The organism is Lacunimicrobium album (assembly GCF_052161635.1).
In the GTDB taxonomy this organism is placed as follows: Bacteria; Planctomycetota; Planctomycetia; order Planctomycetales; family Planctomycetaceae; genus SXPC01.
In genome coordinates this window covers 2862938-2877808 of sequence record NZ_CP197413.1, presented here as the reverse complement: position 1 = coordinate 2877808, position 14871 = coordinate 2862938, and the positions used below count along the sequence as shown (strand labels likewise).

The window sequence follows — 14871 nt, the reverse complement described above, 5'->3', positions numbered from 1 at the left end:
TCAATAGTAGCGGATCAACAGTCCCGGCGAAGCTTTGCGCAATAAGCGGTCGTGCAAGCTGCGCGGGGAACTGATAACATAGAACGATACGCAAATGGAAACCGATTGTCACGGAAACATGCCGTGGCGATGGTGAGCGAATTTGCGATGAGCGAGGAGTCTGGACGATGAACGTGTTGCGAACTGGTGTCCTGATGGCATTTGTCCTGGGATCGTCTCCCCTGGCTCCCTGTCTGGATTTCGCTTGTCTGACCACCTCGACCGCGTTCGCACAGAACACCCCTCCCGGACGTCTGACCAAAGAACAGACACAAAAACTCATCGAGATCCGCAAATCTGCAGGCGACATCACCAGCCTGATCCGCAAGAAAGACTACGACGAAGCCGAGAAGGCGATCACGGCTGTCGAAGAATCGATCACCGCTTTCATCGCAGAAACAGGCGCCACGGACGACAATAAAATCATCGCCTCTGTCCGGTCGATGCTGACACAGCAAAAACAGATGCTCGAAAAACGAGCCGCGATGAACGCCGAAGCAGGGGAGGGGGGAGAAAAACCGAACGCCGTCAGCTTCGCCAAAGACGTCGCCCCGATCATCAACTCAAATTGTGTCAGCTGCCACGGTGCTGACAACCCGCGCGGACGCCTGAATCTCTCGAACTTTGCCGCCTGGAAGCAGGGTGGCCAGAATGGTCGACTGCTCACCGCCCGCTCCGCTGCTCAGAGTAACCTCGTCGCCCGCATCTCCGGCGGCCAGAACCAAATGCCACGTGGCCAGGAAGCCCTCTCGGCTGCCGAGATCAAAACAATCAGCGACTGGATCAACCAGGGAGCAGCGTTCGACGGCTCCGACGAAACGAAGCCACTTCGTACCATCGTGGAAGAGTCGATGCCGAAACTCGACATCGCCCGTCCCACTGGCGGTGAAACCGTTTCTTTCTCGAAAGATATCGCACCATTCTTCGTCGCGATGTGTGTTCGTTGTCACAGCGGTCCTAATGCCCGTTCGGGGTTTTCGATGGAAACCTTCGCCGACATGATTCGCGGTGATGTCCTCATTGCAGGGAATCTCGAAGAAAGCCGACTCTTCCGTTTGACAGGGGGGCTGGAAAATCCTCGTATGCCCCAGTCCGACGCCCGACTGACACGCAAGAACTACGAAGACCTCAAGAAGTGGATTCAGGAAGGGATCAAGTACGACGGCGGCGATCCCAACATCAAACTGGCGGATCTCGCCGCCGCCAATGCTCCGAAAGAGACCCCGTTCCGCGATCTCCCTGCCGCCGAACAGCAGGCCTTCCGGATCACGCGCGCCAAGGAACTTTGGAAGCAGTCGCTTCGCAATGAAGCCTCGGTTGAACACACCGCAGACAACTTCTTCGCGATCGGCAACGTCTCCGAAGCCCGCTTAAAAGAAATCGCCGATCAAGCCGCCGCCGCTCTGAAAACGCTCGATGGAATCTTCGGTGCACCGGCTCAACCCATGTGGCCGGATCGACTGGGCATCATCGCGTTTAAAGACCACTTTGGTTACAGCGAATTCAACGTCACCGTTCAGCGTCGTGATATCCCCGCCGACATGCACGGCCACTCGCGTTCCAGCGACGATCGTCGCGATGCCTTCGTCGTCCTGGAAGACAAGGGGCTTCCCACCTCGACTGCCCAGGAACACTCCACAAAGTTCCTCATCACGCGTCTGGTCACCGAGGCCTATATCGACCGACGTTTCCCCGGCCTGCCGGAGTGGGTCAAGCAGGGGACCGGAGTCGTCGTCGCGTTCCGTGATCCCGAAGCCGCCCCTTACCAGGCCGCGATGAAACAAAAAGCCGCCTCGGCTTCGTCACTGTTCACCTCACCGGGCGACCTCCTGCGTGAGAACGCCACCGGCCCCGGCGGCGTCGCCCTCAGCTACATGATGGTCAGCGTCATCACCGACAGCCCCAAGGGCAAAGGCTTCCCCAAATTCCTCGCCGACCTGTCCCAGTCCAAAAACCTCGGCCAGTCCCTCCAAGCCAACTTCGGCGTCACCCAGGACAATTTCGCCCAAGCCTGCTGGGCCAAAATCCGCAGCCAGTAACGTCAGTCCCTTCTCCCCCCGGGAGCGGTTTTAAGTTCCTTCTCCCTCGGGGAGAAGGTGGCAGCGCTTCGCTGACGGATGAGGGAACTCTGCGAATTGAATAAAGGCTCCATCCCCTGTCCCTTCTCCCTTGAGGTGGAAGCAAGGAGTTCACTCTCGCCAATTAAGGCGAGAGTGAACGACGCGGTAGTCTTCTCAGGAATGGTGCCCGAAGGGCGGATGAGGGTGAGCGCTAGGCATGCGTTTGCTTTCATTCGCTATCCAGCTCAAGGCCTTCTGCAATCTCCCACGCCCCTGTTCCCTTGGCTTCCCCCGCCCGTCGATCTATAACCTCTTTGTACCAGTATTGAGGGTGTTGGATCGCAAAGCGGGTTCTGTGACAACGTACGACTGCATCATCATCGGGGGCGGGATCGTCGGACTGACGACAGCATGGGAACTCTCGCGCCGAGGGCAGCGCGTTCTCATCCTCGATCGCCGAGAGATCGGCAGGGAAGCCTCCTGGGCGGCAGCGGGGATGCTGCCTCCCGTCGACATTGATGCCCCCACGCCCGAATTCCAGTCGCTGTTTCGCTACTCATTCGACTGCTGGAAGCAAACCGGCCCTGAAGTCGCCGTGGATGCCTCGATCAACACCGGCTACCGCCAATGCGGCTCCTCGCTGTTGTATCCCGACGAGATTCACCTCAAGGCGGGCGAAAAGTTCTGGCAGTCCCATGGCTTCCAGACACATCCTCTGAGTGAACCCGCGCCGACTCTGCACCCCGGCTTCCATATTCACGAGCATTGCCAGGTGATGCCACGAGTTCATCTGGCAGCACTCGCAACTGCCTGTCGACAACGCGGTGTCGAGATTCTCGAACACGAGGAGTTAGTCGGCTTCCTTGAAGCAGGCCAGGGGAGTCAGCGACACTTCGAAGGCATCATCACTCAAAGTGGCCATTATCGCGGTCATCAGATTCTGATCACTTCAGGCAGCTGGACCGGACAAGTCAGCCATCTCGCGGACATCCAGGCACCCACGCGCCCGATCTGCGGCCAGATCCTTTTGTTGAAGCCACACCAGCCCCAGGACTTCGGCATCATCGAAATGCACTTCCGCTATCTCGTCTCACGACTCGATGGCACCGTTCTCGTCGGCTCCACTATGGACGACGTCGGCTTCGAACACGGCGTGACAGAGCAGGGGATTTCGACCTTAAAAGCCTTCGCAGCCGAGACTCTTCCATCACTGAAAGATGCAGACGTGCTCGCGACCTGGTCCGGCCTGCGTCCTTCCACTGCCGACGGCCTGCCTCTCCTCGGGCGAGCCGCCAACTGCGACAACCTCTGGATCGCCTGCGGCCACTTCCGCAACGGCATCCTCCTCTCCGCCGGTACCGCCCGTTTGATGACACAAGCCATCTCAGGCCAGCCAACCGATCTCGACCTCACCCCATTTTCCCCCAACCGTTTCCCGTAGAAAGACAGTTTGGACCATACTCCGTCCCTTCTCCCTTGAGGGGAGAAGGTGGCGGCGCTTCGCCGACGGATGAGGGTGGGCGCTAGGCAACATAAGACATTCATCGCCACAGAAAACGACAGGCAACTTGCCTTACCTTCATTCAACATCAATCCCCCCCATCAGGTCCCATCCCCATGAGAGCCGTCGTGCAGCGTGTCCTTGAAGCGAGTGTCAAAGTCGACGGCGAAATCGTCGGCCAGATCGAACAGGGCCTGCTCGTCTTCCTCGGTGTCGCCACCGACGACACTCAAACCGATGTCGTCACGTTATCCGAAAAGATCGCAGGCCTCCGCATCTTCGAAGACGACGACGGCAAGATGAACCGCTCGGTCATCGAGATCGGCGGCTCGATGCTCGTCGTCAGCCAGTTCACACTGCTGGGAGATTGTCGCAAAGGCAAGCGACCCAGCTTCATCGCCGCAGCTCCCCCAGAGATGGCTGATGCGCTCTATCAAAGTTTTGTCGCAGAGATCAAGGGCTATCAAATCCCCGTCCAGACCGGCCGATTTCGGGCGGAGATGAAAGTTTCGCTCATCAATGATGGCCCGGTCACGATGCTCCTGGATAGTCGGAAACTCTTTTGAGTCTTCAGTTTGAGCCCGTTGCGATGTCGAAATGACAATTTGGACTTCTCAGCCATTGAGCCCGTCCACTATGATTCCGATTTGAAACACCTCCGCTTCCACAGGGCCAAGGATTGGCAAGCATTCGAGGTTGTTGACTGGAATGTCTTTCGACAGGGATGTTGATCATGGCTTACGATGTAGTTGTTGCGGGTATTCTGCTGTTCTGCGCATGGCGAGGAGCCAGTAAAGGCATCCTTTGGCAGTTGGCTTCTATCGCCGGGATTGTCGTCTGTTTTGTCTTCGCTGAGACGGTCTCGATTGCAGTCTCTCCCTACCTGGGAATTGAAGCCCCGCTGAATCGCTGGATCGCGATTTTCGGTCTGTATGTCGTGAGCTCGATAGTCTGTTTCGGGATCGCCCGCGGCTTGCGTGGCGGGCTGGAGAAAATCTCCTTCGACGGCGTTGATCGCCACTTCGGAATGATCTTCGGAGCCATTAAAGGGGCCATCCTGGTGATGGTCGTCACCTTCTTTGCCGTCACGCTGCGTGAAGACACCCGCGAAATGGTCTTCCACTCCAACTCCGGATACTACATCGCAGTTCTCTTCCAGAATATTGAGCCCGTTCTGCCGGAAGAACTCAACACCATCCTGGCGGATTTCGAGAAGGAATTTCATCCGGAAGTCATTGCTGAACACAAAAAACTGCACCCACAGGCGAGGAATTCTGCTCCTGCAACACCTCCGTTGACTCCCAACGGCAGCTCCTCCGGACAATATGGAAGCATGACTCAGGTCGACCAGCTCATGTCTCAGCTCCCCAATCTGTTCGGCCCCGAGATGAACAACATGGTCAAACAGGCCGTCGCGAATACGAAACCAGAAGATCGCGCCGAGCTGATGACGAAGCTGCAAAATAGCGCCCCTGGTGTCATTCAGCAGGTGGCCTCAGAATGGCTCAATGGAAAACCTGTCTCGCAACAGACGGATGCCTATTCGCAGAAATTCGATCAACTGGCAAAAGAAATCGCGGCTATGCATTCAAAGTGGCCAGGGCAGCAGGCGGCCTTTGTCGAGCAAGTTGAATTAACTTTGAACTCCGTCCCCAAAGAAGTCAGCGTCGCGATTTTGGACGACTGGCACGCAGACCTCACAAATCGCAAGCCTGATCCGGATCCCAACACGACAGCAAATACACAGCTCGATCAAAGAATCGCGTATCAGATCGCACGTGCTCGCGTCGCTGTCGGTTCGCTGGATGACGAGCTCAAGAATCGCGTGATGGGATTTCTCAAACGCTGATGCCAGTTTGCGACGGAAATTTCCAACGAACAATCTGTCGACGACTTTGTGCAAATGGGCCAAGGTCGTCGACGTCGTTTTGAGAGGGCGAAAATCATTCGTCCGATCACCCGAATCGGAGTTGGAGCAAGGCGAGTTTTGATCATGTGACTGCCTGCGATTTTCGTCACGAAAAACTATCGGGGCTTCATGCGGCAGCTGATGCAGATCATGCCATCTTCAAATTTCGAGCGAGCCGTACGACTCTCTTTACTGGGAGCAACACCGCGACACGCCGCACAAAATTCGTCGGCCGGATTCGATGGCACGAAGTCGTAATGACACAAACCGCAGGGACGCGTGACATCGTCGTGTTTGTTGCAGGTCACAACCCGCCTGCGAATCGCGTTCAAAGTTGCTGGCGATAGGTCGCAAGAATACGGACGAAGATTCGGTGGTCCGGATTTGGGCGATGGTGGAGCAGATCGTCACGCAGGCTCCGGTCGGTTATGAAGAAATTTCAGATGAGGAAGTCAAACAAGAGAATTTGAATGAAGCTTCGTCTTTGCCTGAGTGAAGTAAAATGCTTTCCCGGCAAAGAAGTTGACATTTCGATTTAGAAGTAGGACAGTTAAACACAGGCCCATAGAAAGGTGAGTAAAAATGGCTGTTACAACGGAAGAACTGATCAAGCATTTCTCGTACTACGTTTGCAACAGGCAAATTGGGATTGCAGAGTACTTAGCTCGTGAGTTCAGCAACGACCAGAGTAAGAGTCCACTCAAGCAGTCGGGCTACGTCATTCTGTCAATTGCGATGGCGTACTTCGAGATGATCCAGCAGTGTTGGGTCGGTCAAGACAGCGCAGGTAATGCGGGTAACTTCTTTGTGTCTGGGTTTCGGAAAGTTTATCCAAGCTCGGGGTTCTCTGAAGCTCAGATAAGAGACATCTACAAACGCATACGCAACGGAATGTACCACGATGGAATGACTCGGCAGAAGACTCATCTTTCGAGGTTTTTTTTGAAAGGATTTGAGATAGTCGGAGATGAAATTCACATCAACCCGGCGCTAGTCGTGAGTGAAATCGGAATTCATTTCGATAGTTACACGCAGATGTTGAAAGATCCCATACGAGTTTCGGAACGCGATGCTTTTTGCCGTTATTGCGAAAAACTTGGAATAGGGGAACCAGTGTCGCCAACAGTCGTGTCTGCGACGTCAACGCTCACCATGACTACACCGGCCCCGACTTATCCTGGCTAACTGCTGCGAACTTTTCAAAAAATATGCCCCTTGATTTGGATTCGGCGTAAGCATATTGCTGCGGCATTCTCCAAAAGCAGAATTCACACACAAAATTGCATTGACCGGTAATTACCGGGCCGATACAACATGACAAGCTACTTGGAAAAGCAACATAACAGACATTATCAGACGTTCGCGGTAGCGGGTTTTAGGGGTTTGTTTTCATTCCTGGACAATCTCTGGGTTCATTTTGTTGTGCTTCATGGTGACCAGTCTGTTGAATCTCTCGTGGGCTTGTCGGTGCATCGCAGGAGTCGTACCTCGCAGTTGCTCTATGAGTCAACCCGAGTTTGCTTCGAGGCTTGGTGTTTGTCTTTCGTCAGCTGGCCTTCTTTGTGGGTGATGGTCTTCACTGGCAAATAAAAAACGCCATCGGCAAATGCTCGATGGCGTTTTCTGTTTCCGTTGTCTTGCGATCACGAATTACTTCGCGGTTACTTCTTCATCTGCACCCTGCTCTTCGAATTGTTCGATGAACTGGCCCAGACGTCGGAACTTCTCGTAGCGACGTTTTTGGATCTCGCTGCGTTTCACTTTCGAGAGTTGTTTCAGGCTGTTGAGGATCGCCTGTTTGAGTGACGCAGCTGTTGCGCGTTGATCGCGATGTGCGGCGCCCAGCGGCTCGGGAACGACTTCATCGACGACCCCCAGTTTGAGCAGATCCTTGCTCGTGAACTTCAGAGCGCGGGCAGCTTTGTCGGCGTGCTTGACGTGCTTCCATAAAATGCCGGCACAGCCTTCGGGGCTGATGACTGAGTAATACGCATACTGCATGATCAGGATGTGATCGCCCATTCCGATCCCCAGTGCCCCGCCGGAGCCCCCCTCCCCGATCACCGCACAAACGATTGGCGTATCGAGTTGAGACATCTCCCGCAGGTTGTAAGCGATCTGATACGCGACGCCGCGCTCCTCGGCTCCGATGCCCGGATAAGCCCCCGAAGTATCGATCAGGCAGACGATCGGCAGATGGTATTTGGCGGCCAGCTGCATCTTCTGAAGGGCTTTGCGATAGCCTTCCGGGTGAGCCATGCCGTAGTTGTGAGTCGTGCGATCCTTGAGTGTTCGACCCTTCTGGTGGCCAACGAGAAGCACCTTCTGGTCGCCGATCTTCGCGAATCCCGTCAGGATCGCCCGGTCGTCGCCGATGGCGTGATCGCCGTGGAGTTCGACGAATTCTTCACACATCAGATCGATGTAATCCATCGTCTGAGGGCGATCAGGGTGACGGGCCACCTGGACGATGTCCCAGGCGTCGAGATTGTTGTAAATCTCCTGCTTCACCTTCAGGATCTCGGAACGCATGCTGCGAATCGCGTCCTGCGTGGCCTGAGTCGGGTTTGCCTGCTGCTCGAGTTCGTTCAGCTGCTGCTCGAGTGTGTTGATAGGCTTTTCAAACGGAAGCGGATGGTTATTCATTTCGAAAAATCTGCCCGACTGGATCAGGACGCGCCCAGCGAACCGCTCCCTGCGGATCGATCGTACGCGTCACAACGAGATCGAAAACTGCGCAGCTTATGGCGCATCGATCCATTATACCGATCAAAGCGGGCGGCGGAAGGCTTAAAGGATGTCCGGAAGCTCGTCTGCAAAGGGGAGATCGTCGCTGTTTTTCGCGTCATCTTTCTTCACAAGACGTGACGGATTCTTGGTTGGCAGCGATGAGGAAGACTTTCCTGAAGCCGGGTTTTGGCCAGACGGGGTCGGTTTTCCGGCCTTTTTCGTCGGGTCGACGATCATGATATCGTCCAGGCTGGCCTCTTCCAAAGCGACCGGCTTCGGCGCCTTTGCGGGTGCGGCAGGTGCTGCGGGTCGCTGAGGCTGAGGGGCTGGCGCCCCTTGGGGGGGCATGCCCTGAGGGGGCATCTGGCCATATCCCGGTGGCATCTGCTGGGGCATTCCAGCGGGAGGATACCCAGGTTGCTGACCGTATCCAGGAGGCGGAAACCCTTGTGGGTACGGCTGTTGTGGAAATCCTTGTGGAGGGTAACCCGGTGGCGGGTATCCCTGAGGATAACCACCATACTGCGGCATCGGCATATTCGGATAGCCAGGCGGATACCCCTGTTGCTGTCCCGGATATCCCTGTGGGGCGGCTGCAACCGGAGTTGCGGGTGCGGCAGGTTGGGGGGCAGGGGGCTTCTTGGCAGGTTCAGGAGCCGGCTTCGCAGCAGCTTTCGGCAGGGAAATTGGGGCAGCGGCAGCCGGTGCACCCCCCTGCTCCGTTCGCAACGCATCCGCGCGACTGTTCAGTCGGTTGTCGGACGACTCCTTGAAGACTTTCAACTCCGCCTCTTGTTTTTCCTTCTGGTGTTCTTCCGGATCAATCTTGAAAATCTTCACATTCCGGAATTCCGACAAAAGCTCCGTCATCGATTGAGGCCGATTTTGAGGCTTTTTCGCCAGCAGGCGCAGGATGAACTGATCGATCTCCGGCGTCAGGTTGGAATAGAAGAATGATGGTGCGGTCGGCTGCTCCTGAACGTGTTTCAGAAGAAGTTCGTTCGGCGTATTCCCCATGAACGGAGGCTTGCCAACCAGGCATTCAAACAGCATGACGCCAAAGCTGTAAATGTCTGACAGATGGGTCGCGTGGAAACGTCGAACAACTTCCGGAGACAAATACGTTCGCGTTCCCTGAATTTTGCTCGTTTTCGAAGAGATCATCGTCAAGACAGCGTTCGGCTTTGCAGCAGCCAGCGAGAAGTCGATCATCCGAACTTCCCCCCCTTTGCTCAGCAGCACGTTGTCGGGCTTGACGTCGCGATGCAGCCAGCCTTTTTCGTGAATGTGGGCCAGCGCCAGAGCCGAACATTCCGCCAGTCGTCGGAACTTCGAGCGCACGAACGTCAGATCGCTACGGATCATGTGCTTCACGTTCGAAGCGGCAAAGTAATCCATGACGTAAAACGCATGCTTACGGGTCTTCTTGTGTGTATGCATGCGAATGATGTTCGGGTGGTCGAACATCTTGCAGATTTTGGCTTCCTTGGCGAGAAGGCTTCTCTGCTCTGCCTGCTTGAACGCTTCCGGTAACAGAAGCTTCATGGCATAGCGCTCGCTGGAGTTCGTATCCACGACCTCCCAGACCTGAGAAACTGCACCGGTCGCGATGCAGTTTTTCAGCTTGTATTCTTCAATCATTAATTCGTCGTCGGACACGAAGCAGGTCTCCTGTGAACGGGACGGTTCACATCGATTCGTCGATGATAGTTGAAGATCGAAACAGCAAGGCAGGGGCATGAGCGCCCTCAAGCTGATCGATGAATGACAGGGTCGGCCCAGGACGATCACGAAGTCACGTCTGTGCCACGTTCAGTCTGACCGATGCCACCGCCGGACTCAACAGCAAATGCAGCCCGCTCGTGATGAGTGAAAAAAAGTTCTCGCAGTCACACGACGTTCGGGACATGTTGACTTCTGGCAACATCCCTGCCCCGGCAGCAATTTTAGCGCGACAATCTTAATTATCATAGACCGGTTGCGGAACTGGCTGAGCCGCGGCCTGAACAGCGTTTTGAACCAGGGTCCCATGGGGCACCGGAACGCTCGTGCTGATGATCAGCAGATCGCGTTCTGAAAGTGGTCCGCTCAGGAAAGATCGCTCTGGACCGATCGGCCCCAGGACAGTCACAGGCACATCAGTAACGACATTCTCACGCAGAACCTGCACTTTCCGCCCCCCTTCCGGGGTATTTGTCAAAACCACATTGGCCGCTTCCATGACAGGATATCGCGGCACCATCGGCGAATATACCGTCTGCCCAGGCGACAACTTCCCTTGGGCATTATCGATGACCAGCTCCGCAGTCGCTGCCGATTCCACCAGGTCCCGCAAGGCCGCCTGCTCTTTTGAAAGAGGCAGCACCGACTGAACCAGCCCGGTGACCTTGACCGATTCGACGGCGATTTCCAGATTCGCTCCCACCTTGACGTTGTTGCGATCAACCGGCATCTGCACGACGAGTTTCTCCGTATTCCCCATCGACATCAGCGGCTCTCCCGCCTTGACGAACTGTCCCGGCTGCACCAGCACGCGAAACACCGTCCCATCAATCGGAGCCCGCAGCAGCAGGCTTCGCAGATCGTACTCTGCCACATTCAAGTCCGCTTTGGCGACTTCGAGTTCCGAGGCCGCCAGGCTCTTGGCTTTGGCATCACTCGAACTTGAAACCGCTTCGACTCGCAGTTGAGCGGCCCGCAAAGCCGCCTTTGCTTTCTCGAGCACAAAGCTCTGACGCGTCGTATCCAGACGCAGGAGTTCCGTCTGATTTAAGACCGTTTCGCCCGGCTTGATATTGATGATCTGCACCACCCCATCGACGGGAGCAGAGACATTGATCGACTGAGTTGCTTCCAGAATCAATGGCACTTGATAACGAGTCGGGTTGATCAACGTGATCGGCTCACGCTTGATGATCAGCTCCTGTCCCCACAAGGTCGAGAACGAACTCAGGCACACAACTGCAGCAGAAACAACACAAGCCCGACGAGCAGCGCGAATCCACGCAGACGAAAACAGTACAGCCAGTTGCATAGTGCGCTTTCCGAGAGATCAGGACGTCCCAGCGAGTTTCACATCGCCAGGTTCCAGGAGAAGTGATCGATTTCTGTAGACTAGACCTCTCGTGAGACCACGTCAACTTCCTCATCGGAGTTCAATCATGAAGACTTTGTGAAGGAGCCTCAGATCCTCACGTGATTTACGATGAAACGTTGCCAGATGACAACAGTTCCCGATAATCCGCGATCCAGCTCAACACATGCGGACAATCGCCGTATTCTTCTCGCGGCGACATCGGATTCACCACGATGCACTTCATGCCCGCCCGTCGGACTGCTTCGACACCTGCAATCGAGTCTTCAAACGCCACACAGCTTTCCGGTTCAACACCAAGTCTCTCAGCTGCGACCAGATAAACCTCTGGATGCGGCTTCCCATGGGTCACGTCTTCGCTCCCGACCAGCACATCAAAGTACGATCGAATCTTCAGCCCGTCGACCGTATAGACAATGTTCGTCGCATCCCCGGCGGTGGCAATCGCGAGCGGCAGCGACTGTTGCTTGGCCCAACTCAAAAATTCTTCCAGCCCCGGCAATGACGACAAATGCGGCTGGTAGAGTTCCCGATAAATCGCCTCCTTGCGTTCCCCCCGCAGGAACTGCTCTTCCGCAGTGGCCTCAGGAAACAGACGTCGCATGATCTCGCCAATCGTACCATGCGTCAGCGCGAGGAGTTCTGCTTCCGAGTGGGGCAGCCCTTCTCGCTTCGCCCACATCCCCCAGCTGCGAATGTGGTACGGAATATTATCGGTCACCGTCCCGTCCATATCGAAGAGGAGAGCTTTCGTAGTGACCGGATCGAATGGGGGACTCTGCATGGGATTCTTCTGATGTAGGGTGCTGGTGAGGCGCTCTGTAGGATAAACAGAGTGAACCGCACCAATTGTGGCATCGAATATCGTTTTGGTGCGGTTTGAAGCCTCACCCGCACCCGACATTTTTCATGTCACAGTTTCGCTTCTCTACTTCACCTTCTTAAACACCAGCACCTGATACCCCCCAATACTCTCCGCTTCCGTATGCTCCATCGATTCCGGCAGGTTCTCGGTGTACCAGTTCGGAGCCTTCGTCACGAGCAACAGCTTCCCCTTCTTCTTCAGGGCACGGTTCGAGACTTCCAGGAAAATCTCTGCGATCCGATAATTGGAAAAGTAGGGCGGATTCGCCAGCACGAGATCGAACGTGCCTGCTTTCACAGACGCTCCGGTGCTATCGAGTTCGCAGGTATATTCTGTTAGCCCTGCTCTTTGTGCGTTCAACAGACTGCACTGCACCGCGCGTGGATTCGAATCAACGGCATGCACGCTGACTCCCTCAGCCGAGAGTCCCGCTGCAATCCCGACGGCCCCTCCCCCACAGCCCACATCGAGGACGTTCATACCAACCTGCACGTCCATCGCCTTGATGAGTGCCCTCGCTCCCCCATCGACCTGTCGGTGACTGAAGACCCCGGGCTTGGTCGTCAATGTGACCAGCGTCTCTCCTAAACGAAACGCCGACTCAGCCGAGTGATCCTTGACCTTCTTGATCGTCCCCTTCTTCTTCGCCTGATAGACGACTCCCTTCTTGCCAACAACGAGCCGGGTCACCTTATCAAAGTATTTCTTCATCTCTTCGTGCAGCCAGTGATCACGGTATTGATCAACCGCAGTCACCATCTCGCCCCCTTCACGCAGCGACAAAAACGCCTGCTGCATGACGTCGCGTGTGAACTCCTTATCCCCTTTGGCATTGAGCGGCTGGCAGACCAGATCGAAACCCGTTTGAGGCAGATCGGCTTGGCAGACCAACTCCACCCGTCCTGCATTCGCCTGATGAAACGGAGCCGACTCGGTCATTTGATAATGATCGAAAAACGCCAGCGTCACGTGACGATCCGGATTCAGGTTCGCCAGGATATCCGCCATCTGCCCGCGCCCCTGCGTCGTGCACAGCACCTTCGCCCCTTCCAGATTCGGAGCATGCGCCATCAAAAGCTCTTCCGACGGCCGCGGCGGCGGAAGACGAACTTCCTTCATGTCAACCGGCTTCGATTTGCGACGCAGTTTGTTACCTGGCAAGTCAGTACCCTCGTTCTTCAAATGAAAACTAAAACTTTAGACACAGAGGGCACAGAGAACTTGAAATCTGCATGTGATCTCTGTGTCAAAATTGATTTTATCTGCGTCAATCTGTGTTCATCTGCGGTTCAAACTCTTCACCGCGACCTCTGCTCCACTCCGCGTGCTCTGCGTTCCAGTCTCTCACAGAACCCGGCAGATCATACACTTCAAATAACTACTCTCCGGGCAGTTCGCAGACACCGCATGATCCCAGGTATGGCCGCGCGCTTCCAGGATCTGAATCGTCCGACCTGACTGCGTCGCCGCCGTCGCGATCAACTGCTGAAACATCTCCATCGAGACATGCCCCGAGCAACTGCAAGTCGTCAGGATGCCACCGGCTGGGAGCAGTTTCAGTCCCGCCAGATTGAGCTTGAGATACCCCTTCATCCCCCGCTCGATCCCGCCACGGCTCGATACCATCTTCGGCGGGTCGAGGATCACTGTCGGAAACGATCTCCCCTGCTCTGCCAGTTGGACCAGAACTTCGAGCGCTTTGCCACGCAGTGTCGTCACACGATCTGAGAGTCCATTGAGTTCGGCATTCCGACGAGTCAGTTCCAAGGCTGGTTCCGACGAATCGACACTCAGCACCGTCGTCGCTTTCCCATGCTGGAGAGCATTCAGGCCGAACCCGCCCGAATAGCAGAACGCATCGAGGACTTCGCCCCCATCAACGTAGCGGGCGGTCGCGCGACGGTTGTCCCGCTGATCGCAATAGAACCCTGTCTTCTGCCCTTCCGCAAGATCGACGTGATAACGCAGGTCGTTCTCATTAACGATGATCGACGCCGGCATCTCCCCTGCCAGCAACAGCTCGCTCGCTTCGATCCCCTCGGCTTCGTTGATCCCTGCATCACACTTCAGCCAGATCCCCTTCGGCTTGACCAGTTCCAGCAATGCCTCTTTGATGAAATCGAGACGTCGAAAAAATGCCAGACTCGTCACCTGCAGCGAAAGGAATCCGTCGTAATAGTCGACCGTAATCCCCGGCAGACTATCCCCTTCGCTATTCACCAGTCGGCAGACCGCCCCCGCCCCATCGAGATCGAGAAACCGACGTCGCAGATCGACCGCATGCGACAGACGAGTCCGAATGAGCGCTGCATCAATCGCCTCTTCGAGGTTCCACGTCACCAGCCTCACACGAATATTGCTGTTCGGATTATAAAGCCCTCGCGCGATCCCCTGCCCTTCCGCAGAGACCACCAGCACTTCCTGCCCCGCCTGAGGCTTCCCCTCGACGCGCTGGATCGCCCCCTCGAACACCCAGGGATGACGCGAAAAAAACGGCAACGCCTTCCGAGGCTTAATAAACACACGCGTCAAAGGAGTAGACATGATCGGAGTCGTTACTTCTGATATCGCTTCCCTCTTCAAGAGAGCAGCATTTTGTCCCTTCTCCCTTGAGGGGAGAAGGTGTCAGCGAAGCGCTGACGGATGAGGGTGGGCGCTAGGCGTCTATTGACT

General features: G+C 55.7%; 11 protein-coding genes. 5 read left to right on the top strand and 6 right to left on the bottom strand.

The window, feature by feature from the left end; translation table 11 throughout:
* Positions 1-167: 167 nt before the first annotated feature.
* The 5 genes from SH248x_RS11420 to SH248x_RS11400 all read left to right on the top strand — a co-directional run bounded on the left by SH248x_RS11420 (position 168) and on the right by SH248x_RS11400 (position 6694).
* The gene (locus tag SH248x_RS11420; RefSeq protein ID WP_459554399.1) at positions 168-2078 is read left to right on the top strand and encodes a c-type cytochrome domain-containing protein; all 1911 of its coding nucleotides are present in this window, start codon (positions 168-170) and stop codon (positions 2076-2078) included.
* Positions 2079-2316: 238 nt separating this feature from the next.
* Complete coding sequence (locus SH248x_RS11415; protein WP_459554398.1) at positions 2317-3540, top strand: NAD(P)/FAD-dependent oxidoreductase; 1224 nt, start codon at positions 2317-2319, stop codon at positions 3538-3540.
* Between the two features lie 176 nt (positions 3541-3716).
* Complete coding sequence (gene dtd / locus SH248x_RS11410) at positions 3717-4166, top strand: D-aminoacyl-tRNA deacylase (RefSeq protein WP_459554397.1); 450 nt, start codon at positions 3717-3719, stop codon at positions 4164-4166.
* Between the two features lie 167 nt (positions 4167-4333).
* On the top strand, positions 4334-5449 hold the full coding sequence (locus SH248x_RS11405; protein WP_459554396.1) for a CvpA family protein: 1116 nt from the start codon (positions 4334-4336) through the stop codon (positions 5447-5449).
* A 642-nt stretch (positions 5450-6091) separates the two neighbouring features.
* Entirely contained in the window at positions 6092-6694 is a 603-nt protein-coding gene (locus tag SH248x_RS11400) for a hypothetical protein (protein ID WP_459554395.1), read from the top strand.
* 465 nt (positions 6695-7159) lie between these two features.
* On the opposite strand, the gene SH248x_RS11395 is transcribed toward SH248x_RS11400, so the two are convergent.
* From SH248x_RS11395 to SH248x_RS11370, 6 genes are all read right to left on the bottom strand, one after another.
* A complete protein-coding gene (locus tag SH248x_RS11395; protein ID WP_459554394.1) occupies positions 7160-8155 on the bottom strand; it encodes an acetyl-CoA carboxylase carboxyltransferase subunit alpha in 996 nt (331 codons plus the stop codon).
* Between the two features lie 144 nt (positions 8156-8299).
* Entirely contained in the window at positions 8300-9898 is a 1599-nt protein-coding gene (locus SH248x_RS11390; protein ID WP_459554393.1) for a serine/threonine-protein kinase, read from the bottom strand.
* 301 nt (positions 9899-10199) lie between these two features.
* Positions 10200-11273, bottom strand: coding sequence for an efflux RND transporter periplasmic adaptor subunit (locus SH248x_RS11385; protein ID WP_459554392.1), 1074 nt, complete (start codon positions 11271-11273; stop codon positions 10200-10202).
* Between the two features lie 166 nt (positions 11274-11439).
* Positions 11440-12117: an HAD family hydrolase gene (locus tag SH248x_RS11380; protein ID WP_459554391.1), complete on the bottom strand. Its 678-nt coding sequence runs from the start codon at positions 12115-12117 to the stop codon at positions 11440-11442.
* A gap of 144 nt (positions 12118-12261) precedes the next feature.
* Positions 12262-13359, bottom strand: a complete 1098-nt coding sequence (locus SH248x_RS11375) for a class I SAM-dependent methyltransferase (protein ID WP_459554390.1) — start codon at positions 13357-13359, stop codon at positions 12262-12264.
* Positions 13360-13542: 183 nt separating this feature from the next.
* The gene (locus SH248x_RS11370; RefSeq protein WP_459554389.1) at positions 13543-14742 is read right to left on the bottom strand and encodes a class I SAM-dependent rRNA methyltransferase; all 1200 of its coding nucleotides are present in this window, start codon (positions 14740-14742) and stop codon (positions 13543-13545) included.
* Positions 14743-14871: the final 129 nt, after the last annotated feature.